Below are 23,575 nucleotides of genomic sequence, written 5' to 3'. Positions count from 1 at the left end.
CAACGAATTGAAACGACTGTTCAACATATTACTGTACTTGCTCCTGGCGATTTTTGCATCAGGACTGGCCGTATCCGGTGTCGTCTACTTTCTTTTGCGCGCCTCCGTCCCCGACTATGACGAGGATTTCAGTGTTGCGGGAATCGAAGGTCCAGTCGATATTCTGCGAGATGCTGCGGCCATACCGCACATTTCTGCAGACTCCGCTGCGGACGCCTATTTCGCGCTTGGTTTCGTTCACGCTCAGGACAGGCTTGGCCAGTTATTGAGGGCAAGGCGGGCAGCGCAAGCCTTGTTGCCACTTGACCAGACGATCGAAGTCGAGCCTTCGACAGCCCAAGCGCTCGACGCATATGCCGCTGGTGTCAACGCGTGGCTTGGTCTGGTATCCGAAGGCGGGCGCGGCAGAGGCTCACCCGATCTGTTGATCGCGGATGAGAGAATGATCGCTGCCTGGAGACCCGTCGATAGTCTCAGACTTGCCCAAGCGTTTCTGAACGATCTTCAACCCGAGAGACGCCAGAGTGACCTGTCCGGCTTGTCAGATCGACCTCTTTTGCCCGAGCTGTTTGTGACCTCGCCCAAGGTCAGCCTCGATGCTTGGGCGTTGCCTGGAGACAGAACAGCTTCGGGAGCACCAATTCTCGCCGCCGATATACGTGGCCCCTTATCGCTGCCTTCTGAATGGTACCTGGCGGATATTCAACTCCCGACCGGAGCCGCGATTGGGGCTACAATGCCGGGTGTGCCCTTCATTGTCGTCGGTCGCAGCGAACGCGTCGCTTGGGCGTTCCGATCTCTGTCACTGACTGCCCTTAAAGAGCCAGTGAGTCCCACCGCTGCCAAGGCCGGCAATTTTCTGATGATGCTTGACCGTCTGGCGCGGTCCGCCGATGTGAACGATGCTATGGACGCAAGCATGAACCTGGCACCAGCCGGATTGGAGATTCTTGCCATCGGCCGAGAAATCCTTGCTCGCTGGCCTGACAGGGAGGTCGAAACGCCTTTCTCGTTTCGAGACGCCCGTCTGGCAGCTCTTGATGTGCGGCAACCGATATTCTCGGTCGAGGGCGCGATTGCGGCGCAGCGCGACACGGTCAGCACTGCCGCGCGGGCGCTTCTTCCTATAATGGCAAAAGAGCTCTGGTTCGTGGGTTCCGCAGGCGCTCTCGAAGAGAACCGCGCAGATGAGTTTCGCGGCGATATTCTGGGTCAACTTGCCCAATGGAATGGCGACATGGATCGCTTTTCACCGGAACCGCTCGTGTTCTGGGCCTGGGCGCGCGCGTTGCAAAAACGGATACTTCAGGATGAATTTCCATCCGCGACAACGGTCTGGGCCAGGCCAAATGCCGATATCCTATTTGCGGTGCTTTCAGATCGCGGAGGGAGCGCAATCTGGTGCGACATCCGCCCGTCCACCCGCATCGAGACCTGCCAGGATCAGGTTCGTGCGGCCCTGGATGATGCCATCGGCTGGCTTGTCGACCGCTACGGACCCGATCCGTCAGATTGGGTCTGGGGCGAAGCACACGCTTTGAATATGGGGTGGGCGCCAATCCGATCGAGTGGGATCATCAGCGATCTGCTGTCTCTCGAAGCCCCATCTTCGGGCGATCCATACACACTGATTGCAACGCTGTTATCTTCTGACAATGACCGCCCCTTCGCGGCCAGCGCGGGCACCAATTTTCAGGCGGTCATGTCGTTTTCGGAAGAAGCCGGATCCTATTTCATCGCGCCAGCCGGTCAGTCCGGCCACCCGCTCTCACGTTTCTATGAAAACCTTTTTCTCATGTGGATGCAGGGCAAATATCTCACGATGTCCACTGATCTGTCCTTGGCCCGGGGTGGCGCTGTGGGAACATCCCGACTTTCACCGGTATCCGTCGATACGCCGACAATACAAAATGACAGGAGCCGATGATCACTTACTTCCTCCTTTTCGACCCGTTTGGGTATGCGATTTCGCCAGTGTCCCTTGTTTCCGTCAGCTTGGCCGCATGGGTCTACATGCGCGGCCTCGTGCGATCCGCTCGCATTCGCGGGACGGTGTCTATGTGGCGGCAAGCCCTGTTCCTCGCTGGCTTGACCTGCATTCTCGCGGCCACAAATGCGCCTCTGGCTTCGTTGGGGCATAGCCTCTTTTCGGTGCACCAAGTGGAGCACCTTCTCCTCCGCCTTGCAGGACCACTACTCTTCGCGGTCTCTCAGCCGTGGCGATTATTGCAAGCCGGTTTGAACAGACGGTGGCGTCGATACCTCGACGCTCTTGGAAAATCTTTTGCATTTCGGTTCTTGGCACATCCGGTAACCGCCACTGCCGCGCTCATCACGTCGCTCTTTATCTGGCAGATTCCAGTGCTTTACGGACTTGCTCAGCGCATCGCGGCGATCGAGGTGTTCGCCCATTTTGCGATGGTGCTGGCAGGGATCTGGTATTTCGGCATGCTCTTCGACCCGAGAGATCCCCCTGAGGGCGCGAGGCGCGGCGCAAGGCTGATCTCCGGTTTCGCGGTGATCGTTTCAAACATTTTTCTGGGTTCCTTGACGACACTCAAAGAGGTGAGCCTCTATGCTTCCTACCAAACGGCGGGAACCGGGTTTCTCGATCCCCTGTCCGACGAAACCATGGGTGGCTACACGATCTGGGTCCCGTCCTCGATGCTGATGATCGCCGCGATCATTCTGGTCATGAACGGGTGGAACGCGGCCGAGGTGCGTCGCTGGAATTCACGATACGAGTTGGTGCGAGGGTCAAACTCCGCGGCGCTCGAGTTTCCGGAAACGGCCGAAGAATTGCGTCTGAAAGTAGCAGAGCCAAACCGCGACATGGGCCGGACGCTCGCCATAGGTGCCTTGGTCATGTTCTTCATCGTCATGACGACGGTGGTGACAATTGTCTATGCGCTTTGAACAGAGGAGCAAATCAAAGGTTGTATCCACGTCTTTTCCCGCGATCGACATTCTCGCTGCACCGTCGTCGCAGTCAGAGATTTTGGGCACACTATCTCGGGCTGGCCAAGCTCAGAGGACACGAACGATTTTCTGCACTAAGGTTGACCATCAGAACAAATGCCAACCCACCAGCCTTTGACTGCTGACGCCGCCGCCTCCTGAGTCTTGCTTTTCTGAATTTCGCGAGAACTTGATGCTGCGCTACTTGCCGCTTTGAGATTGCAGGAGGGCGTGTTCGAAGGCCTCCAGCGTGGTCGTGCTGACGTGATGCTCGATCCCTTCCGCATCGCGTTCCGCAGTCTCTTCGTCGATTCCCAGGCTGAGGAGAAACGCGACGACGATCCTGTGTCGTCGGCGGCAGGCCTCGGCCAACTCCCGACCGGCATCCGTGAGGAATATGGCGCGGTAAGGTTCCCGCCGCACCAGGCCAGCAGCTTTGAGCCGCGAGATGTTCTTGGTCACGGTCGGCGGCTTCACTCCAAAACGTTCGGCGATTTCCACCGGCCTTGCCTCTCCGCGCGACTCGATCAGTTCGGCGATCAGTTCAACGTAATCTTCCGCCATTTCGCTCTCATGTGCCTGACGCACGGTCGCGAACCCCTCAGCCTGTGCTTCGGGAGCCCTGTCGACAGTTTCGAACGGTTCATGTTCCTGTGATTGCAGCTTTGTCATAGTTGGGACTTTGCAGGGAAACTGCAGGATTGACAACTTGTTTGCTTAGGGTAGATAAATTAGCCGTGTCTAACTTTTGAATTCGGAGACTGCGGTGATTCAGAAATTCCTTGGAGCGTTCATTGTCGCACTCGCAAGTGCGCTCGTCCTGTCCGGACCTGTCGCTGCGACGCCTGCCAAGGAGGCTCCATGGCTTCCCGAGGCGGCGGCCTACCGGCTGACTCTCTTCCTCGGAAATCTCGAACCGCTGCCTTGGGATGACGTCGGGACCGCCTGGGCCGAACCCTACCGGGGTTCGGAATTCTCTGTTGGTGCATTGGCATGGCTGGACGGCAACAGCGACATCGGACCCGCCCCCCTTCTGGACGCCATCACTCGCGAAGACCGCCAGGCGGTCTTTGCCGAGGCGACGCGGCTGATCGCGCGCCGGATCGACGAGGAACTGGACCGAGCAGTCATGGCCGACGACCCTGCACGTGCGCAGCAGGCCGTGCGGACAGCCCGAGAACTCTATCGCTCGTTCGCGGACGGTATCGCGGCTGCTGATCCCGACGCTTCGAGACGCATCGGCCTCGCCTGGCTGGAACTCAACAGCAGCACAGGTTCCGCCGGTGTTCTTGGTGCTGGTGCCACACCCGCGAGTCGCAAAACCATGGAAGCCGCGCGCGAAGTCATCTCCCTCTATCTCGCCGAGAATTACCTCGTTGACGATTTCGCGCCGCGCCGGACGCTGAGCGCGCTGCCGGAAACTGTTGTCCTGAGTGGCCGCACCATCGAGGTGCCGCCTAGCCTGCCGCCGGGGTTTGACATCTTCGATCAGGATCCGCTGCCGCGCCTCGTCCTCAATTTCGAGGAGCAGGGCATCGACGAGACCGACCTGCCATTGGTGGCCTATGGCGACATGCTATTCGACAGCGCGCAAATCTTTGGCAATCCGGCGCAGGGTCTCGGGGTCGCTTGTTCGACCTGTCACAACCGATCGGACGTTAACCAGAGGCTTTTCATTCCGGGTGCGAGCCATCAACCAGGCGCGATCGATGTCGATGGCGCCTTCTTCAACCCGATCTTCAATGACCGGCGTGATGATCCGATTGACATCCCCAGCCTCCGTGGCCTGCGCTTCACCGGGCCCTACGGCCGCGATGGCCGCTTCGCCTCCTTGCGCGATTTCACCCGCAACGTCATCGTCAACGAGTTCGGCGGCGATGAACCGACGCCCTTCATGCTGGATGCTCTGCTCGCCTACATGCTCGAATTCGACTTCCTGCCCAACTCCATGCTGACACCGGATGGTCAGCTGACCGAAGCCGCTCCCGAGGCAGCGCAGCGCGGCGAAGCGATCTTCAATACACCCTTCGCGGCGCTCGGCGACCGTTCCTGCTCCAGCTGCCACGTCCCGGACACGAACTTCCTGGACCGGCAGGCCCATGATATCGGCTCGGTTGCGTTGGCCTACGATGGCGCCCGCACCGGTGCGATGGATACACCCACGCTGCTCGGCACCGTCTACACCGCGCCCTATTTCCACGACGGGTCGCTGCCGACCCTGGCCGCTGTCGTGGACTGGTTCGACGAATCGAAGTCGCTCGGCCTGACCGGAGCGGAACGGGCCGACCTGACGGCCTATCTGGAGACCGTGGGCGCAGCGGACGAGCCCTATGAGGCATTCGACGCCGAGAACACCGCCTTCCGGCTGGCATTCTCCGAACTGACGACCTTCGCCTCGACGCTTGATACGCTGCTGCCGCAGCGGGATGCAAAACATATCCTGCTGCTGACCGACACCGTGGCCGCGGACCTTTCGGCGGACGCCAGCACAATGTCGAACCTGGCTGCGCGGCCTGAAGTCTACGCGTTGGCCCAACGTCTGGCCGAGGTTGGTGACGCCGTTCGTACTGATGACTGGGTGGCTGCCGAAACAAGCTGGACCGCGTTCAAGTCCGAAGCCGACGCAATCGAAGAGAGGGCATTCTGATGGCGATCCATATGAACCGCAGAACGATGTTGGCGCTGGCCGCTGCGGGCGCAGTATCGCTCGCAACCCCGCTGGCCGCGCAGGACACTGCGTTGCGGCTGGCTTTCATCCCGCAGGAGAACCCCGAGAAGCTCCTGGGCGACATAGAGGCCATCAGCGGCTGGCTGGCCAGTGAGATCGGCGTCCCCGTCGAAGGGTTCGTCACCATCGACCATGCGGCGGCGGTCGAGGCGCTGAGAAACGGCGACGCCGACATCTCCTTCATGGGCGCCCTGCCCTTCGTTCTGGCCGAGGCCGAGATCGGCGCGGTGCCGCTTCTCTCCGAGGTCTACCGCGACGCGCCGAGTTATACGGGACGCATTTTCGTGCGTCGCGACAGTGGCATCGGCGCGCTTGCAGACCTGCGCGGACGCGACATCGCATTCGCCGATCCGATCTCGGAATCGGGCTATCTCTACCCGCTCGCCGAATTCGTCGAGGCTCGGCTGATCGACGGCCCAGGCGCGGCGGAGGCATTCTTCGGCCGCGTCTTCTTCGCAGGCGGCTATCAGCAGGCCATGCAGGCGATGGCCGAAGGTCTGGTCGACGCTGCGGGTGCCAGCCAGTATGCCGACCTGCTCCTGACGCCGCAGCAGCAAGCACAGGTGACATGGATCGCGGAAAGCCCGCCAATCCCCAGCCATGTCGTGATCGCGCGACCCGGGTTGGATGCCGAGGTGCAAGACCGCTTCACCAACGCGATGCTGCGGCTCAACGAGCCCGAGAACCGCGACAAGCTGCGCTATCTCTACGGGCCGGACGGCTATGTCAGGGCCGACCCTGCCGCCTATGACGGCGTGCGCGACATGGCACGGCGATATGGGCTCCTGGAATGACCACCGCCATCCGGATCGACGACCTGAACTTTGCCCATCCGGGCGGGAGTGTTCCGGCGCTGGAGCGAGTCTCGCTTACGATTTCGACCGGCGAAAGCGTCGCTTTGCTCGGCCCGTCCGGGGCAGGAAAAACAACGCTGCTGGCATTGCTCGATGGCAGGCTCCACGGCTGGCGCGGGCGCGTTTCAGTCTTGGGTGCGCCGCTCGATCCAGACCAACCGCCGCCGCGCGCAAGCCGACCTGATACCGGTTTCGTATTTCAGGAATTCGCCTTGGTCGAACGCTCCACGGTTCTGCGCAACGTGCTCAACGGCCGCCTAGGCCGGATGGCGCCCCTGCGCGCCCTGCTGGGGTCGCCAAGGCCACATGATCTCGACATTGCGCGCACAGCCCTCACTGATTGCGGCATTGCCGATCTCGCCGAACGCCGGGTCGACAGTCTCAGCGGCGGCCAGCGGCAGCGCGTGGCCATTGCGCGGTGTCTCGCGCAGGAGCCACGGCTGATCCTCGCCGACGAGCCGGTGAGCAACCTCGACCCCACCCGCGCTGGGGAGGTCTTGGCGCTGCTGACCGGGGCGGCGCAAGCGCGCGGCGCAACGGCGCTGTTTTCCTCGCACCAGCCCGACCTGGCGCGGCGTTTCGCGCAGCGCATCATCGGCATGCGGAACGGGCGGATCGTGTTCGATGTGCCGACATCCGAGTTGCAGGACGAGGCGACGGCGGCTCTCTACCGGGAGGCAGAGCCGATGCCCGGTTCCGGCCTCCGGGCGGTGTCCTGATGGGCCACCGCAGGTTCGGCGGCTTCGCGACCAGCACCCTGATCGCAGGCGCAATCCTCTGGTCCTTCGCCACGACCGATGTCGAGTTGTCGCGTCTCGTTTCGGCCGGTCCGCGGATCGCTGACTTTCTCGGGCGGATGTTCCCGCCCGATCCGACAGTGATGGCCGAGATCAGGAAGGGCAGCGCGGAAACGCTGAGAATAGCGATCCTCGGTTCCCTCGGCGCTGTGATCCTGTCGATCCCTCTGGCCATCCTCGCCTCCGAGACCATGGTCTCGCGCATGGTGTTCGGCCCTGTGCGCGCGCTGCTGGCCTTTATCCGGGCCGTGCCGCTGATCCTCGTGGCCATGCTTATGGTGGGCGCTGTCGGGCTCGGGCCGCTGCCCGGCATCATCGCGGTCGCCTTTCATGCAACGGGGATGCTCGCCAAGTTCTATGCCGAGGCGATCGACGGCGTGTCCCGCGCGCCGATCGCAGCACTGGAAAGCGCCGGCGCCGGACCGCTCGTGCGGCTCAGGCATGCGATCTGGCCGCAGATGGCCCCAGTCATTGCCCGCGACACGATTTTCCGGTTCGAACTGAACCTGCGCGAGTCGCTGATCCTCGGCATCGTCGGCGCGGGTGGGATCGGCTTCTACATCCAGACCTACGTGAGATCCTTCCAGTATGATAAGGCCGCCAGCGTCACGATTGCGGTCGTCGTCATGGTCATGGCCATTGAGGCGATCAACGTCGCACTGCGGCGCCGCTTCACCTGATCCTTAGGCGTAAATGTCGATCGGTGTCCCGTCCCTGACCATGGCATAGATTTCCTCGATCTGGCGGTCAGTGACGGCGATGCAGCCTGCCGTCCAGTCGCGGACATTCATTGGGTCGATCCCCTTGCGCGGTCCTCCGTGGATGAAAATGTCGCCACCGGGCGACTTTCCTTGAGCCTGCGCAAAAGCGATGTCTGCCGCGTTGGGATATGAGATGCCAATCGACAGGTGAAAGAGGCTCTCCGGGTTGCGCCGATCAATCACGTAGGAGCCCTCCGGCGTACGGCCGTCCCCCTCGAACTGCTTGTGACCTTCGGGCGCGAAGCCTAATCCGATGGGATAGGTCCGCAAGACGTCATCCACCCCGTCCAGAACCAGAAACCGCTGTGCCTTATACATGCGTAGCCGGGTCACTTCGGGTCCGTTGTAAGACCGGAACTTGCTGGCACAACCTGACAGGAAGGAGGCCAATCCGCCCATCAAAAAGGCGCGCCGTGGAAATCTGGTGTTTGTCACTGCTCGACGCCCCTTTTTGCGAGGTCTGTTGGTGCCAGAGGTTACTCTACCGAAGACGTCGGATCAATGACCGTGCGCCAGTGCTCCCTTCGCCATCTGCTCGCCCACCGGTTCACCGCCCGAAGGCCCGTCCTTGATCCGATGGCCGTTCAAAAGCCGCAGCGCATTGGCGACCACCAACAGGGAAACGCCTACATCCGCAGCGATGGCGCCCCACATCGAGGCCATCCCGAACGCGGTCAGCCCGACGAACAGCGCCTTTGTTGCCAGCGATATACCGATATTCTGGTGGATAATCGTCATTGTCCGCCGAGAGTGAGTAATCAGCCACGGCACTCGAGCCAGATCGTCGGTCATCAGTGCAATATCTGCCGTTTCGATCGCCGCATCCGATCCGACAGCCCCCATGGCAATGGCATAATGCGCGCGCGCCATTGCGGGCGCGTCGTTCACGCCGTCGCCGATCATCGCCACCATATCGTGGCATTCCACCAGTTCCTCGATGGCCTTCACCTTGTCTTCTGGCAAGAGTTCGGCGCGCACCTCGTCAATGCCGACCTCGGCCGCCACCGCACGTGCGGTGCGTTCGTTGTCGCCCGTCAACATCACGATTGTCTTCACACCCTGCGCGTGCAGACGCGCAACGATACCCTTTGCATCGGGGCGAATGCGGTCACGAAGCTCCAGCACGCCGGTCACGCCGGTCTCGTCACCCACGGCAACCAGGGTGCTGCCTGCCCCTTCGATCCGGTCCCGAAGATCCGCCGGAATGGCATTGCTGAAACCTTTCTCTTGGGCAAACCGATCTGATCCGAGCCAGATCGCGCGCCGGTCGGCGCGTCCTTCGAGCCCGCGCCCAGGCACGGTCCGCGTGTCCTCTGCGGCAGACACGGAAACACCATCGCTTTCTGCGCGCGCGAGGATGGCGCGTGCCAGCGGGTGCGAGGACCGCGCCTCCAGACTGGCTGCCAGCGTGATGATTTCGCGAGCGGAGGCTTCACCCAGCGGGTGAACCGCCGCCACCTCAGGCTCGCCCATGGTGATCGTTCCCGTCTTGTCCATCGCCAGCGCTGTGGTGCGCCCTGGCGCTTCGACATAAGCGCCGCCCTTGATGAGCACCCCTGCTCGCGCCGAAGCGGCCAGCGCTGCTACAATGGACACCGGCGTAGAAATGACCAGTGCGCAAGGACATGCGATGACAAGAAGGACCAGCGCATTGTAGAACCAATAGTCCCAGGCGCCGCCGAGCAAGAGTGGCGGCACCACCGCGATGGTGATCGCCACCGCCATCACGATGGGTGTATAAATGCGCGCGAATTTCGCCACCCATTGCTCGACCGGCGCGCGGCGGGCATGGGCATCACCGACCAGACGGATGATCTTGGCCAACACTGTGTCGGAAGCTGCCTTGGTCGCTCGTACCGTCAGTGTGCCTTCGCCGTTGATCGTGCCGGCATAGACCTCATCGCCCGGCTCCTTTGGCACGAGCGCGCTTTCTCCGGTAATGGGAGCCTGATCGACGGCTCCCGCCCCCTCCACCACTTCACCGTCGAGGGGGATGCGGTCGCCGCCGCGCACAATGAAGCGATCGTTCACGGCGACCTCTGCCGCAGGCACATCGGTTTCGCTGCCATCTGATCGGATCACCCGAGCTGTCGGCGGCGCCAGATCCAGCAAGGCCGATACCGCGTTGCGGGCCCGCCCCACACTCCAGCTCTCAAGGTAAAGCGAAAGTGAGAAGAAAAACGCAACCGTCGCGGCCTCGAAGAATTCGCCCAGCCCGATGGCACCCGCCACTGCGACCACCATCAACAAGTTCATGTCAGGGGAAAACCGTCGCGCGGAAGACCAAGCCTTGGGCGCGACCAGCCAGACCCCGAAGAGAATTGCCACCGCGAATAACCCTGCTTCCGCGAGTGGCATCGGCATTTCTCCGTGCCCTGCGAATAGCCCGAGCGCACCACCCATGCCGGTTTCGACGATGTGGTAGAGAAAACCTGCCACCCAGAAGCCGCCGCTGAGCGCGGTAAACCGCTTTTGACGTGCCAGATGCGCGGCCTGATTCTCTGCTGCGTTGTCGGCGTCCCACGGTTTTGCGCTCATGCCGGTACTCGCGACCAGTTGCGAAATCTCGTTGTCCGAAATCCCGACTGCGGTATCCAGAATTGTCATCCGCCCATTGATGACATCGAACGCCAGATGCTCAGTCCCGCCGACTTTTGGACCGACCACCCTATTCAGGATTGCCACCTCTTCGGCACAATCCAGACCGGAAACTTGAAAACTTCGCCCATTCGACGGGATGGATTCTGCCGGTCCCGTGTTGGCTCCAGCACCGCAGCACGCAGCACCATCTCCATGAGAGTAGCGAGCTACGCTCGCATGTTTGTGATCATCAACATGATCGTGACTGCAGTCAGAGCTGTGCTTGTGGTCGTGGCGGTGGCCATTGGAAGACATGGGATTGACCTCGGGATTCGTTCATTCCACATTGAGATAGCCCCTACAGTAACTAGAGCTTCAAGAGCTAAAACAGAAACTTGGTCAAGTAAGGACACCGATCTGCGGAACCTTGAAACGCGTTGCCAAGTCTGTGGACGCGGCTGACCTGCCAAAAAGTGAGATAGATATGCTTCAAAAATATGCGGTGATCATGGTTGCAACATTGGCCCTGGCTGGCTGTGCGGTACCTCCGAAGGAAGACAACGATCCATTCAGGGTCGGGAATATTCCAGAATCTGTCGCAGCCCTCGCTGCACCCGACCAGGATCTCAACACGGCACGGCTACGTCCCGAAGATAATTGCTATTGGTATGCGCATAGTGGGCCTGTGGAAACGACCTTGGTCCCGTTGCGATCGGCAGGCGGCAATCCCATCTGCGTCGCGCGCCAATCCTGATTGACGCGTCCAAGCGTCGGATTGACGGCGCGGCTTGGGTCAACTCTGCGGAGTCACGCTGTCCTCGGCCGAATATAGGAACGCCATCGAGCCAATCTCCACATTCGGATACAGATCGTTTATGTGCGCCATGACCATCCGGACGCAACCGGAACTTGCTCGGCCGCCGATGCTTCGCGGCTGTGGTGTACCATGGATGCGCAGATAGGTGTCTCGGTCCCCGACAAAGAGATAAAGCGCCCGTGACCCGAGCGCGTTCTCAGGTCCGGGTTCCATACCGTCAGCGATATCGGCGTAGAGCTCCGGGTCGCGGTCAATCATGTTCTGTGTTGGCTGCCAATGCGGCCACCTGACCTTGCGCTTAATCGTGTAGACACCCGGCTCATAAAGTTTGCCACGAGCAATCGCTACGCCATAGCGCATCGCCGTTCCGCCTTCCTCGATATGGTAAAGATAGCGCGCAACAGCATCGACATGGATGTCACCGGCCACAAGACCATCTTTAGCTACAACCCGCTGCGGCAGAAAGCGCGGATGCAGGCCCCACGGGTTTGATGTGGCTGGATTATAGCCCGGCGGTGTAACCTGTGCATCCCAAGCAGCCTTTTCCGCTTCAGTGGGCCAGGTGTCAGCGAGGAGCGGACTCGAGATAGACGCCGAGAACAATGCGGTAGTCGTCTGGATGAAGTGTCGTCTTGTCAGCATGTATCGTGCTCCGCGCAGTTTCTATTTCGGTGTCGGATCTGTCAGATCGATTTGCTCGACGCTAAAACGTCTAGCAACTAGAGGTTCAAGGGTTAAATTTTCACTTAACCGCGAGAAGCAGAGGGTTGAATAGCGATTTCAATGCTAGACGTTCACGCGCCAACTGGGTCAGCAAAGGGCTAAATCCAAAAAGGCTTCTCTACTATATCGTTGCACGCCACATCCGATAGCGCCCCTGCCCGGTCACCTCACGGATCAGACCCCGCGCTTCCAACCAGCCAAGGTTGCGCTGGACGGCGGCGCGGCTGGCGCCAGTCAAGATTTCGGTCATCGGTGCAGAGACGAGTGGCCACTCGGTCAGTAAGGCGCGGAGAGCAGGTGGCGTCTTGCCCGAGAGCGGTGCCATTTCGGCGTCTGCGCGCATAGCCCATGCCTCTATGTCGTCTAGGTGCCGCATCGCGCTCAAGGATGCTGTCATCATCCCATCGAGCCAACGCGCCAGACGGTCAGCGGGTGGGCCGCCAGCGCGCAGCCCCCCTGATCCGCCCATGGCCAGAGGTGCAAAGACTGCCCCCCTTCCCTCACCGGCCGCAATCCTTGCGGCTGTGACTGCCGCCTCCATCCCGTCTCCGTGCTGTCCAAGACCAGCGAGGTTCCAGAGGTGGAAACCCATGCAGGCGCGGCTGATCGGATGCAGATCGACAGCTCGCGCCATCAGATCCAGCCAGCCGCTCGCACGATTCATGAAAGGTTCGGCATCATCACCAAGGTTCTCGGGGTCGCGGCGGTCGAGAAAGGCGGAAAGGTCCACCTCGGGCCCCGGCCCGCCGCTCAAACGGCGAACTGCCCATCCGACACGCGCGAGTGCTGCGGTGTCCTCCTGAACGCCTGACAGGCGCATGGATATCCAAAGAGCAAGGCGATCCGGGACGATACGATCACCCACAAACCAGCTGAGGTCAGCTGCCTCGATCAGGGCAAGCCTGTGTCGCCATCCTTCGGGGCCGCGCTTCAGGCGGTCGTCCAGCGCGCCGACGCGACCAGCTACACTGGCAAGACGCGCGGCGAGACCCGCCTCTGCTTTCCGCCATTCATCAAGGACTTCGGTTTCGCGCGGTTCGGCCCGTGGTCCGGGCGGCAGATAATCCGGCTCCTCTTCCATGGGACCGGGCAAGAACCAAAGATCGTCCTCGGACGACTGTTCCACCCCCTCAGCATCGAGAAAGAGAGCGTCCGATTCATCATGAAAGGCAGGCGCTTGAGGCTTCATATGTGCAAAATACTGGATTTTTGCATTTTACCCAAGGGTTTTGTCAGAGTGGACCCACGCTTCTTAGATAGCACGCGCGGGCGATGGTCGGCGAGGGCTCTCTGATCGCGCTCAGCGCAAGGAAACCAAGGGTTTTTGGACGAGCACGACGAGCGAGCACTTACTTGCTTTCGTTTACAAACGGTCGTTTATTGATGATACATAAAATTGCAAACGGCCCGTTTTCATGCCCCTGATAGGCTACGCCCGTGTTTCCACAGAGGATCAGACCCCCCTGCCCCAGTCTGAGGCCCTGCAGTCTGCGGGATGCGCCGAGATCTTTGAAGAGCACGCCTCGGGCGGCAATCGCGCGCGACCGGTGCTGGCACGCGTGCTCGAACGCGTCCAGAGCGGCGATACGCTGGTCGTTGTGCGGATCGACCGGCTTGCGCGATCTCTGTCGCACTTGCTGGAGGTGATCGAAAGACTGGAGGGAAAGGGGGCGTTCTTCCGCTCGCTCCAGGACCCGATCGACACTGCCTCGCCCCAGGGCAAGTTCACGTTGCAGGTTCTGGGCGCTGCGGCTGAGTTCGAACGCGCTCTGATCCGCGAGCGCACAAAGGCCGGGCTTGCCTCTGCGCGCGCCAAAGGGCGCGTAGGCGGCAACCCAGGGCTACGCGCCAAGGATCCCGCCGCGCTGCGCAAGGTGCGGCTGGCACGGCAGGACGGCTATATGGAACGCCTGAACGAGACCGCGCAGGATTGGGTGCCTCATGTGCGCCGCCTGCGCCCCGATATGGCTTGGGAAGACGTGCTGCGAATTATCAATGCCCCCCTGCCCCCAGATCACCATTGGACACAAGGCCGACTGCTCCGCGCTGTGAAGGCATATGTGCGCGACGGGTTCCTTCCTGCCGAGGTGCTTGGCCGCGCCGGACGCCGCGAAACCGATGACCGCCTGCCGGCCATCGTCGCAGCGATCAAAGGCGCGGACCCCGAAATCACGCTGCAGGCGATCTGCGATCGGCTAGAGTCGATGCGCGAACGGACCCCTCGAGGTCGTGCCAGCTGGCAGCCGTCTTCGGTCAAAATGTTGCTCGAACGAGCGGAGCGGCTTGGCCTAATTTCATCAGAATCGGCTCACTCCCAACTGTAACTAGCAGAGGCTCAAACAGCTGAATCTATCGCTCTAAACACCGTCAGAAGGTCAATTGTGCCATTGGTTGCATGGGTTTAGCCAATACCATCCAAACAATCCCCATGAATGGCTTGAAGCACGGTCTTTTGGATTTATCACCATAAAATCAACAACTTGCAGTTATCTTGATGTGACTGTACGTATTGGTGCTGTGGATAACTTTCACACTACATCTAGATTCTTCTTGCCGGACTCACTTGATCGTGGCATTCCCATTCTGACGGTAAAACGCGTCAGTCGCGCTGTACACCGTCAGAATGACCAAGAGCCTCAACAGAGGCCGAGAGTGGGCGGCAGGACATGGATGATCGTAACGTTGGATACGCGCAAGGCATAGGCTCTTCCGACATCGGAGCATTTGCCGACAATCTGGCTGAATCTTTGGATCGCCAGATGAAGATCGCTTTCGAGCCCGAAGAACGAAAGTCCCTGCGCCGATTCAGTTCTACCGAAGTTGCCAGCCTCCTGCGCGTTAGCACATCTAACCTGCGCAACCGGCACAAGGACGGCAGCTTCCCGGAAGTTCATACAGACAACCGCGGACACCGGTTCTACACAGCCCAAGAGATCGATAAGCTGCGCGACATTCTGGGGCGCACCGGAAAGAACGCAGAAAGCTACCGCCCCGGTCGACGTGAAGGCGATCGTCTCCAGGTGATATCTGTCGTCAATTTCAAAGGCGGATCGTCAAAAACAACAGCAACGATCCATCTTGCACAACGGTATGCTTTGCGAGGTTACCGAGTGTTGGTCTTGGATCTCGATCCGCAGGCAAGTTTGACCACCTTTTTCGGCTTTCGGCCAGAGCTCGAGTTCGCCGAAGGCGGCACAATCTATGATGCCCTGAGATATGAGGAACAAGTTCCGCTCTCAGCCGTCATCCAAAAAACCTACTTCCATAAGCTCGATATGGTCCCAGCGGGCCTGATGCTCTCGGAATACGAAACTGAGACGGCAAACGCCCTCGCCCGCCGGGTGCAACCCATATTTGCGGAGCGTCTTGCCTTAGCGCTTGAGGAAGTAGAGGCGAATTACGACATCGTTCTGATCGACTGCCCACCTCAACTTGGCTTTCTGACCCTAACGGCGTTGGCAGCCTCGACGGGACTCCTAGTAACGGTCGTGCCTGGCATGCTCGACATTGCTTCAATGAGCCAGTTCCTGAAACTTGCTTCGGAAACGGTAAAGGCTGTCGAAGAAGCCATTGGCAGGCGCGTTACATGGGACTTCGTAAAGTTCTTGATCACGAGATACGAGCCGTCGGACGGGCCTCAGACCCAGATGGCGGGCTACCTGAGATCGATCTTGGCCGGACAGGTCATGACTGAGCCAATGCTGAAATCTACAGCAATCTCGGACGCCGGTATGACCCAGCAAACCGTCTACGAAGTTGATCCGAGCCAATTCATTAGAAAAACGATTGATCGCGCTCTGACCAGCGTGAATGGCGTTGGAGATGAGTTGGAACAGACAATCCAAATGGCATGGGGGCGTCGCTGATGGCCCGAAATATCTTCAATCAGCCTCCAAAGGACGAGAAGGAGAGCGCGGCCCCCTCCCCTACCCCGCCAAAAGCAGCAAAACTGCCAGGATCTGTTGGCGGATTGCGCGACTCTTTGCGCGAGATTACCGCGAATTCGATCCGTGACATCGAGCCCGATCAGATTGACATGGATGGTCTGCGCGATCGGTTGGTGCTGGAGGATTCCAGTATTGATGAGTTGGCCGAAAGCATTCGCAAGCATGGGCAACAAGTACCAATTATGGTCCGTCCATCAGCGCAACCGGACAGATACCGTATCATCTACGGACGACGCAGGCTCGCAGCGATCCGCATGGTCGGCGGAACGGTCAAGGCGATCGTTCGAAGCCTGGATGACGACGCATCTCTGATCGCACAGGGCCAAGAGAACAACCTCCGACTAGACCCGTCTTTCATTGAGAAATCTCTTTTTATCAAAGAGATGCAGGAATCAGGTTACAAGCCAAACGTCATTCAGGATGCTCTCGGCTTGACACGGCAGGGCGTGTCCAATCATCGCGTCGTCATAGAGCAACTGCCAGAAGGGCTTGTACAGCTGATCGGGCCGGCACATGGCATCGGACGACGGCAATGGGGTGACCTGGCCGCTTTGTCGAAAAAGATAGATCTGGTGAACACAGCCAAAGAGGTGATCGCCGCCCTGCCCGACGACACTCCAAGCGCGGATAAGTTTCAGGCAGTCTACTCGGCTTGCTCGAACAAGGCGCGTAGCGACAAGAAGCAAGCCAACCGCAGCCTAACGTCCGTTGTCAAAGATGGGGACGGTAGCTCTGTGGGAACGCTGACAGTCGACCAGAAAACGATCGCTATCAAGATCACCAAGAAGGACAACCCAGAATTCGGCCAATGGATCGAAGAGCGCGCGGAGGCAGCGCTTTTGAAGCTCTTCGAACAGTGGCGGAATGAGAGCGGCTCTGGGTCCTAAGCCCCGAGCCACACAGAGTAACTCGAGCAGAGGAGAAAAGCGAAGACCAGAAAGAAAAGAGCCCCCCAAAGTTTCCCCTGGAGAGCCCTCATCATTCGATTAGCACTCATGATGTAGCAACCTCCAGCAAACCGGTCAAGAGTCACCGATTCGGTGGACGGGTTTTTATTGCCTTTTTCTGAGCGAAATCTCGGGAAGAGACTGGGAAGTTGTGGGCCGAACGGTCGTCGTGAAGAAACCATGGCATTTACAAAACTATCGATCAGAACCGCTGATGCTGATGCATCACGCGGCTCAATTTCTGCGGCTGAAACCGACATCTGGACCATCTTCAGGGCACTAAGAGATGCACGTAGCGTATTCGGTCTGCGTCCTGGCCATATCCAAACACTTCAAGCCATGCTCAGTTTCTTGAAGCCCGGCCATGGCGAAACGGTTTTCGCGTCCAACGACTCGATTTGCCAGCGCGTCGGCGGAATCGACGAACGGACACTCCGCAGGCACATCAACCGCTTCGTCGAACTCGGGTTCATCAAACGCAATGACAGCTCGAACAGAAAGCGCTACCGCGTTCGCTCATCCAGCGGGGAATGCATCAGCTATGGACTGTCTCTAACCCCCCTCCTCCAACGTGCGAGCGAGCTTATCGCCATCGCACATGAGATGGAAAATAACCGGCGGGATCGGATATTTGTCCGCAAACAGATCCTGACAAAGCTCGCCCATTTGGAAGAGCATGATCCCAGCAACACATTCATCAACCACGCACGGAGAGCTCTACGCAGGAAGCTGAGCCTTACCGAATACCACGCGCTGCTCGCCGACACGGACAAAGAATGCCAGACTTTGTATACCCCAGATAACCCACCAGAAACTGTGGAGTTGCCCGCCAATGACGGACAAACTGTCCGGCACCAATCTATGTCTGAAGAAGAAAAAAAAGATTTAGATAGCAACACAGGCAATGAAGCTCTGAAACCAGACTTGCTAACCTCAGTCTGCGATCAAGCGACATCGTTCTCCACAGAGAGACTTAGAGACTGGTTGGACATTGAAAACCATGCTCGAACTCTTGCACCCATGATGGGGATTCACCCAGAAACATTTGAGAAAGCCAAGAATGCAGTAGGAGCTCAGAAAGCGTCATGCGCGATCTTCATCATGCTACAACTTGGACAACGCATCAGGGATTTTGGAGCGTACTTTCACAGTATCACCTTGGGCCAACGTCAAGACCAGTTTGATCCAGTGGCTTTGATCAAGCGTCTATCCAAAACTGCTATGCAAACCGCCTAGTGTCCACCGCGGTGGACGTCTGGCCATCAACTAGTCCAATGACGCGCGGTCTCGCCACATGCATCAAAGCGACAGAGCCAAATTCCACTAGGGCGATACTACACAGTCAATCCATGTACCTCCGACCCGCCGATGTCCACCGCGGTGGACAGATCCGGCACCAAGTCTCACAACTCACATGCGCGACAGCCGCTTTTCGTCATCCACCACTTCCAAAGAACCCTTGTTGGCAGTCCAGGCCCACAGGACGATGTTGAAGTCCGTTGATGACGCACCCTTCGCAAAGCTTTGGATCAGAAGCCCCGCAAACCGATCTGCTATAAGGGCGCGTGCTAGCTCCTGTGTCGGTACCAATTGGCCATCGAGCATCTTCATGCGCCATGCAGAGTCGGCAAGCATCGCCTCGGTCACACCATACCGTTCGAGCTTGTCCTGATCGCGGGTATCGAAAATAGGCCCAAGGTCGGCTTTGTAGGACACCAGGATCGTGGGTTGCAGGCTGCCTACCTGGTTGGCTTCTCTAAGAGCGGTCGCGGGATCCAGCGAGGTGTAGAGGGCAGGGGTGCCCTTGGCGTTAAAGCGCCCTCCATAGAGTTCAGCGCCTCGTCCGGACAGAGGTTCACGCGCATAGACCGGGTTCAGGGCGCGATAGAGTGGCCCTGTGTAGCGTCCATCTTTCAGCGGCATCAGGCAAAGACGCCCGCATCGACCGCATCGATGTATTCCAGAACTTGCTGAGCTTTGCCTTCCTGCACCAGCTGCATGGCTGTCCGGCCATCAAAGCCGGGCAGGGGCTCTGACCGGTACCATGCATAGGCCATCAGTTCCGAGCCGAAGCGGGGCTCAACTTTGTTCAGCACCTCTACCAATTCGCGCAGGCGGCGCTGCGTCTTGTCCGAACCGATGCGGGCTCGCCTCTGCAACGCGTCTTTGCCCAAGCCGACGGTCAATGCGATCTCTTCTGCTGATGTGCGTAGCACCGCGGCGATCTTGCGCGGTTCGAATTGCCCAGCTTCAGCAAAGTTCGTGATGTGCATGATCTATGCTCCTACGGTGATACTGACGGTATATAGCGGCAACATCGCTGAAATTCAAGCTGACAGGAGGCGCTGCGCCTTCGTTTCCCGTGCTTATCCGTAACGCTGCAGTGCTCTGAACGAAGCAAATCCTGATCTTTGGGCCTGAGAGGTCACCGTTGGAGCGCTTTTGCCGATCGAGAACGTCAGATAAGCTATTGATAATATGAGAAAGACTGCAGCAGTCGGGCCGGAGTTGCCGATATGGCTTGCCGATCTTGGATCGAAACCGCCACTTACTGCATGCCGTCACTGGGGTCCGCGGTGGTGTCGGACCCTCGGCCGTTACCCCGGACCAGTTGGCTGCTGAAAAGTAAAAGTGTCCTTCGGGTTTTGTGACTGACGGATGAGGGCCTTTGGGGTCCCTCGGATGGGTCCGGACCGGATTCCGGTCTGTCTTTCCTAATGAAGGGCATTCTAATGGAAACAGGTGTCTTGCGCGTGCTCCGCACAACCGCCGCCTCCTGGTGGCGGCATAGAGAGCTGCGCAGAACTGGCCAGACGGCGCTATCGCGGCAACTCGAGCGCGAGACCGTCCTGCGCGATCTTGGCTACCTCAGGCAGGCGGCATTATTGCCAAACGCGCATGTGATCTGCGGGGAGGGTGGGACGTTCCTTCATCTCGGCTGGACCACAGTGTCGACTTTCGCGCCGATCGAACGCTTTCCCTTGGCCGCTCTTGCGGTCGCACGAGGGACCCCGTTCATCGATATCCGACCCGTCACCGATGTTATCGCATTCGCGAACTTGCCGCGGGTGGCGCGGGACAGATCTGTCGATCCTGACCTTTCAGGTGCCGGCAGGTGCGTCTCGCTGACCACCTACATCGACACGGTCGAGCGGCTCGGCGCGAGGATCGTCAACGATCCGCGGCCCCGTCAGTCAATCTGATCACCACTCCCTCTCACAAACATTCGAAAGGAGGCCAGCCATGGCCCGATCCCCCACGCCCAAATTCGATGCCTCCGAGGTCATCACAAACGAAATCATCCGCATCATCGAGCGCGGCGTCCTGCCGTGGCGCAAGCCCTGGACCGCAGGCGGCAGCTCACGCCCCCTGCGCGTGGGCGGCGAACCCTACCAGGGGGTGAACAACTTCCTGCTGACGATGCGGACCGTGATGGCGGGCCACAGCTCTCCCTTCTGGATGACTCTGCCTCAGGCCAATGCGTTGGACGCAAAGGTCCGCAAGGGCGAGAAATCCTCTGTCGTCGTCTATTACGGCCAAAGCCGGAAAGACGCGGGCGGCGAGGACGACCGCAGCGATGGCGATGATCGCTCCGAGGAAGCCCGCATCTTCCGCTTCCAGAAATCCTACCGCGTGTTCAATGCCTGCCAGATCGATGGCCTGCCCGACAGCTTCTTCCCAGACCCGGAGCCCGCGCCCGAGCATCCGCCGTCCGAGCCCATCCCGCACATGCAGGCGTTTTTCGATGCCATCGACATCACGACCGTCTTCACGGGCACGGAGGCGTACTATTTGCCCCCCGTGGACAAGGTCTACATGCCATCCATCACGCGGTTCCAGGACCCGCGCAATTTCTACGGGGTCTGGGCGCATGAGCTGGCCCATGCCACGAAGGCCCGGCATCGACTGAACCGTGATTTCGGGTTCTCGAAGTTTGGCAACACCTCTTACGCGCGCGAGGAGATCGTCGCGGAATTGACCTCGGTGTTCCTGGGTCAGACGCTCGGCTTTACGGCGCATACGCTCGAGATGAATGCTGCCTACCTCCATAACTGGTTGCGCGTTCTTCGGTCGGACAAGGGTGCGATCTTCAAGCACGCCGCGGATGCGCAGCGCGCCTGTGATTACCTGATCGCCAGATCGGAGGCGGGCAGGGCAGGGGGCCGAGCCAAGGCCGCCTGACCACAGGGAGAACGGAGACGCCCATGTCACGTAAGGAACCCAAGACGCTGCGGGTGGCCTGCTTCAACGACGGCCGCCGCAAGATCATCACCTTCAAGCACGGCGCCTATTGGTGGAGCCCGTCCGAGGGCGCTTATCCGCTCTCGGCGGCACTTGAGACCATCAAGCACCAAGGCGGCTGGATCGAAACCATCCCCAACCCGAATTACAGACCCAAGCGATTGTTCGGGTAGGGCCCCTTCTGCTTCTGTCCTGCCGCCAGGGGGAAAAAGAAAAAGCTGGCTTTTGGAAGGGTGTTTCAACTTCTCAAAGGAGCACCCCATGTCCATGACAGGACAACCCCAGACAGACCGCCCAGATCCGAGTGTGATCGCAGCGCAGAACGACGCGTTTCGCAAGCTCGCGTGCCTCGGTGTGCCAACCGCCCAGTCTATTCAGGGCCGCATGCATGTCACCCGCTCAATTATGAATGCCGGTGACGGCTTCATGGCCGAGGCGGTGAAGGCCACGGGCATGTTCGAGACCTTCGAGCCCGAGAACGATCCCGAAGGATGGCATGATTTCGGGGCGGTCGAGGTCCGCGGCGAGACCGTGTTCTGGAAACTGGATTTGTACGAAGCGGATTCCGACTTCCGCTATGGCGCCGAGGCCCCGGACAATCCCGCCACCACCATGCGCGTGCTGACCATCATGCTGGCGCGCGACTGGTAGGGGAGGGGACACCCCTCCTGACAGCCCAGGCGATGAAGGCCCGCTGACCCCTCAAAGGGAGAGTGGGCCTTTTGTTGTGGTGATCCCTGAAGACGGGGATTGGCCGCGCATCTGAATGCGCGGGCCGCTCCAAACCCACCGAAAAGGAAACGCCATGACCACAAGCTTCAAACCCGTCTCCGTCGCCATCGGCGATCTGGTCTCGCATCCCGCAAATGTGCGCAGCAACTCGCCGGAAACCTATGACCCCGAGAACATCGCGCATCTGAAGGCCAGCATCGCTGTGCTGGGCCTGCTCCAGCCGCTCCTGGTCCAGAAGCTTGACGGCAAATACGCTGTCCTCGCCGGAGGTCGGCGCCATGCAGCCCTGAAGGAGCTGATCGCTGACAAGGCCACCAAGGGGTTTACAGCGAAGACCAAGGTGGACTGCCGCCTCGTGCCGGAAAATTGCGATGTCACCACGGCGTTGTCTCTTGCCGAGAACGTCACCCAGGCGCCGATGAACGCCATTGACGAGTTCGAGGCCTTCGCGCGGATGATGGAGGTCGACGGCCAGACGCCCGAGACCATAGCAAAAACCTTCGGCACCACGGTGGCCGCCGTGAAAGGCCGGTTGCGCTACGGCCTCATTCATCCGGATATCCGCGCTGCGGCCCGTGCGAAGACGATCACGCTCGACACGATGAAGGCATTTGCGGAGCATCCGAGCCAGGACGTGCAGCGCGAGGTCTTCGAGGCGCTGACCAAGGAAGACAGCTACCTGCAAGCCTACACCGTGCGTCAGGCGCTCAAGTCCCGAGGCGTGCAGGTCAGCGACGATATCGGGGCCTTTGTGCGCGAGGAGTATGAGGCGCGCGGCGGGGCGATCGCTGCCGACCTTCTTGAAGAGCATTCGGTGCTCGAGGATGCGGCGCTGGTCGAAACCATCTTGCTCGAAAAGCTCGGTGCCGCTGCCGAAGAGGCCCGTATGAGGCTGGGCTTTGCCTGGGCCGATGCGATGGTGCGCTATGATTACGCGACCATGGCCGACTACGGCCGCGTCTATCCCGGCCCGACCGAGCCCGATGAGGCGGCCCAAAAGCGCATCGAGGAAATCACCGCCGAGCTCGAGAAACTGCAACTCGAGATGGAGGATGAAGGGCTCGAGGAGGACGCGTACAATGCCCTCTACGACCGCGTCGACGCCTTGGAAGAGGAAGCCCGCGATCTGCAGGAAGCCTACAGCGCCGAGGACCTCGCGCGGTCTGGGGTGATAGCGTCGTGGCAGGGTGGGCAGATCACGCTCCATGTGGGCCTCGTCCGCCCGGAAGACACCGTCAAAGAGGAGGGCGCGCGCGGCTCCTCGGCTAGCCCGACCGGGGAGGAGGCCCCGGACCCGGGCGAAATCACCTACCCGGCCTCACTGGCTGAGGACCTCAAGACCGAGCGAGCCATGGCGCTTGGGGCCGCGATGGCGCTGCATCCGGAGGCCACGCTCGATCTGACGCTCTTCAAGCTGGTGAGTGATGTTCTGGCCAGCGGCATGAGTGTCACGCAGGCGATCAAGATCGATGCTCGCAAGGAATACCGC

At 59.9% G+C, this 23,575-nt stretch carries 23 protein-coding genes; 16 read left to right on the top strand and 7 right to left on the bottom strand.

The window, feature by feature from the left end; translation table 11 throughout:
• Nucleotides 1-7 precede the first annotated feature (7 nt).
• Both FN828_RS17055 and FN828_RS17050 read left to right on the top strand, forming a co-directional pair.
• Nucleotides 8-1,927: a penicillin acylase family protein gene (locus FN828_RS17055; RefSeq protein WP_043872280.1), complete on the top strand. Its 1,920-nt coding sequence runs from the start codon at nucleotides 8-10 to the stop codon at nucleotides 1,925-1,927.
• Nucleotides 1,924-2,916 carry a cytochrome c oxidase assembly protein gene (locus FN828_RS17050; RefSeq protein ID WP_040652273.1) on the top strand — a complete coding sequence of 331 codons (993 nt, stop codon included), beginning with the start codon at nucleotides 1,924-1,926 and terminating at the stop codon, nucleotides 2,914-2,916. The genes FN828_RS17055 and FN828_RS17050 overlap by 4 nt, the downstream gene beginning before the upstream one ends.
• Before the next feature lie 243 nt (nucleotides 2,917-3,159).
• Here the strand turns inward: FN828_RS17050 and mntR are convergent, their stop codons facing one another.
• Nucleotides 3,160-3,630 carry a manganese-binding transcriptional regulator MntR gene (gene mntR, locus FN828_RS17045; protein ID WP_009820125.1) on the bottom strand — a complete coding sequence of 157 codons (471 nt, stop codon included), beginning with the start codon at nucleotides 3,628-3,630 and terminating at the stop codon, nucleotides 3,160-3,162.
• Nucleotides 3,631-3,724: 94 nt separating this feature from the next.
• Between mntR and FN828_RS17040 the strand changes: the two genes are divergently transcribed.
• From FN828_RS17040 to phnE, 4 genes are read left to right on the top strand one after another with little or no spacing between them, the layout of a single operon-like run.
• Nucleotides 3,725-5,605 (top strand): cytochrome c peroxidase, encoded by a 1,881-nt coding sequence (locus FN828_RS17040; RefSeq protein ID WP_052453654.1) that lies wholly within the window; start codon nucleotides 3,725-3,727, stop codon nucleotides 5,603-5,605.
• A complete protein-coding gene (locus tag FN828_RS17035; RefSeq protein ID WP_043872281.1) occupies nucleotides 5,605-6,480 on the top strand; it encodes a phosphate/phosphite/phosphonate ABC transporter substrate-binding protein in 876 nt (291 codons plus the stop codon). The genes FN828_RS17040 and FN828_RS17035 overlap by 1 nt, the downstream gene beginning before the upstream one ends.
• Complete coding sequence (locus FN828_RS17030; RefSeq protein WP_052453653.1) at nucleotides 6,477-7,259, top strand: phosphonate ABC transporter ATP-binding protein; 783 nt, start codon at nucleotides 6,477-6,479, stop codon at nucleotides 7,257-7,259. The genes FN828_RS17035 and FN828_RS17030 overlap by 4 nt, the downstream gene beginning before the upstream one ends.
• On the top strand, nucleotides 7,259-8,017 hold the full coding sequence (gene phnE / locus FN828_RS17025) for a phosphonate ABC transporter, permease protein PhnE (protein WP_009820129.1): 759 nt from the start codon (nucleotides 7,259-7,261) through the stop codon (nucleotides 8,015-8,017). The genes FN828_RS17030 and phnE overlap by 1 nt, the downstream gene beginning before the upstream one ends.
• A gap of 3 nt (nucleotides 8,018-8,020) precedes the next feature.
• On the opposite strand, the gene FN828_RS17020 is transcribed toward phnE, so the two are convergent.
• Both FN828_RS17020 and FN828_RS17015 read right to left on the bottom strand, forming a co-directional pair.
• On the bottom strand, nucleotides 8,021-8,497 hold the full coding sequence (locus tag FN828_RS17020; protein WP_043872282.1) for a L,D-transpeptidase family protein: 477 nt from the start codon (nucleotides 8,495-8,497) through the stop codon (nucleotides 8,021-8,023).
• Between the two features lie 99 nt (nucleotides 8,498-8,596).
• A complete protein-coding gene (locus FN828_RS17015; RefSeq protein ID WP_234994810.1) occupies nucleotides 8,597-10,993 on the bottom strand; it encodes a heavy metal translocating P-type ATPase in 2,397 nt (798 codons plus the stop codon).
• A gap of 169 nt (nucleotides 10,994-11,162) precedes the next feature.
• Between FN828_RS17015 and FN828_RS20915 the strand changes: the two genes are divergently transcribed.
• A complete protein-coding gene (locus FN828_RS20915) occupies nucleotides 11,163-11,432 on the top strand; it encodes a hypothetical protein (protein WP_050686128.1) in 270 nt (89 codons plus the stop codon).
• Nucleotides 11,433-11,471: 39 nt separating this feature from the next.
• Here FN828_RS20915 and FN828_RS17000 read toward each other — a convergent pair whose 3' ends face one another.
• Nucleotides 11,472-12,137 (bottom strand): L,D-transpeptidase, encoded by a 666-nt coding sequence (locus tag FN828_RS17000; RefSeq protein ID WP_043872284.1) that lies wholly within the window; start codon nucleotides 12,135-12,137, stop codon nucleotides 11,472-11,474.
• A 202-nt stretch (nucleotides 12,138-12,339) separates the two neighbouring features.
• Entirely contained in the window at nucleotides 12,340-13,407 is a 1,068-nt protein-coding gene (locus FN828_RS16995) for a hypothetical protein (protein WP_050686115.1), read from the bottom strand.
• 226 nt (nucleotides 13,408-13,633) lie between these two features.
• On the opposite strand from FN828_RS16995, the gene FN828_RS16990 reads away from it, so the two are divergent.
• The 4 genes from FN828_RS16990 to repC all read left to right on the top strand — a co-directional run bounded on the left by FN828_RS16990 (nucleotide 13,634) and on the right by repC (nucleotide 18,348).
• Nucleotides 13,634-14,542, top strand: a complete 909-nt coding sequence (locus FN828_RS16990) for a recombinase family protein (protein ID WP_043754160.1) — start codon at nucleotides 13,634-13,636, stop codon at nucleotides 14,540-14,542.
• Between the two features lie 342 nt (nucleotides 14,543-14,884).
• Entirely contained in the window at nucleotides 14,885-16,084 is a 1,200-nt protein-coding gene (gene repA, locus FN828_RS16985) for a plasmid partitioning protein RepA (protein WP_043754158.1), read from the top strand.
• Nucleotides 16,084-17,052: a plasmid partitioning protein RepB gene (repB, locus tag FN828_RS16980; protein WP_223229246.1), complete on the top strand. Its 969-nt coding sequence runs from the start codon at nucleotides 16,084-16,086 to the stop codon at nucleotides 17,050-17,052. Before repA ends, repB begins: the two co-directional genes overlap by 1 nt.
• Before the next feature lie 240 nt (nucleotides 17,053-17,292).
• The gene (repC, locus tag FN828_RS16975) at nucleotides 17,293-18,348 is read left to right on the top strand and encodes a plasmid replication protein RepC (RefSeq protein WP_085870099.1); all 1,056 of its coding nucleotides are present in this window, start codon (nucleotides 17,293-17,295) and stop codon (nucleotides 18,346-18,348) included.
• Between the two features lie 174 nt (nucleotides 18,349-18,522).
• Here repC and FN828_RS16970 read toward each other — a convergent pair whose 3' ends face one another.
• Nucleotides 18,523-19,035, bottom strand: coding sequence for an RES family NAD+ phosphorylase (locus FN828_RS16970; protein WP_043754138.1), 513 nt, complete (start codon nucleotides 19,033-19,035; stop codon nucleotides 18,523-18,525).
• Nucleotides 19,035-19,385, bottom strand: a complete 351-nt coding sequence (locus FN828_RS16965) for an MbcA/ParS/Xre antitoxin family protein (protein WP_027264271.1) — start codon at nucleotides 19,383-19,385, stop codon at nucleotides 19,035-19,037. Before FN828_RS16965 ends, FN828_RS16970 begins: the two co-directional genes overlap by 1 nt.
• A gap of 444 nt (nucleotides 19,386-19,829) precedes the next feature.
• On the opposite strand from FN828_RS16965, the gene FN828_RS16960 reads away from it, so the two are divergent.
• The 5 genes from FN828_RS16960 to FN828_RS16940 form a co-directional block, all read left to right on the top strand.
• Nucleotides 19,830-20,315: a hypothetical protein gene (locus tag FN828_RS16960; protein ID WP_043754136.1), complete on the top strand. Its 486-nt coding sequence runs from the start codon at nucleotides 19,830-19,832 to the stop codon at nucleotides 20,313-20,315.
• A gap of 40 nt (nucleotides 20,316-20,355) precedes the next feature.
• Nucleotides 20,356-21,294, top strand: coding sequence for an ArdC family protein (locus tag FN828_RS16955; protein WP_043754134.1), 939 nt, complete (start codon nucleotides 20,356-20,358; stop codon nucleotides 21,292-21,294).
• Nucleotides 21,295-21,317: 23 nt separating this feature from the next.
• On the top strand, nucleotides 21,318-21,527 hold the full coding sequence (locus FN828_RS16950) for a DUF6330 family protein (RefSeq protein ID WP_043754132.1): 210 nt from the start codon (nucleotides 21,318-21,320) through the stop codon (nucleotides 21,525-21,527).
• Nucleotides 21,528-21,615: 88 nt separating this feature from the next.
• A complete protein-coding gene (locus tag FN828_RS16945; protein ID WP_043754131.1) occupies nucleotides 21,616-22,005 on the top strand; it encodes a DUF3768 domain-containing protein in 390 nt (129 codons plus the stop codon).
• Nucleotides 22,006-22,159: 154 nt separating this feature from the next.
• On the top strand, nucleotides 22,160-23,575 hold a 1,416-nt coding region (locus tag FN828_RS16940), incomplete at its 3' end, for a ParB/RepB/Spo0J family partition protein (protein WP_142494605.1).

This window comes from Thalassovita litoralis, from assembly GCF_900182725.1.
Taxonomy (GTDB): Bacteria; Pseudomonadota; Alphaproteobacteria; order Rhodobacterales; family Rhodobacteraceae; genus Thalassobius; species Thalassobius litoralis.
The sequence above is the reverse complement of the archived record's forward strand: the minus strand, read 5'-3'. Positions and strand labels throughout refer to the sequence as shown.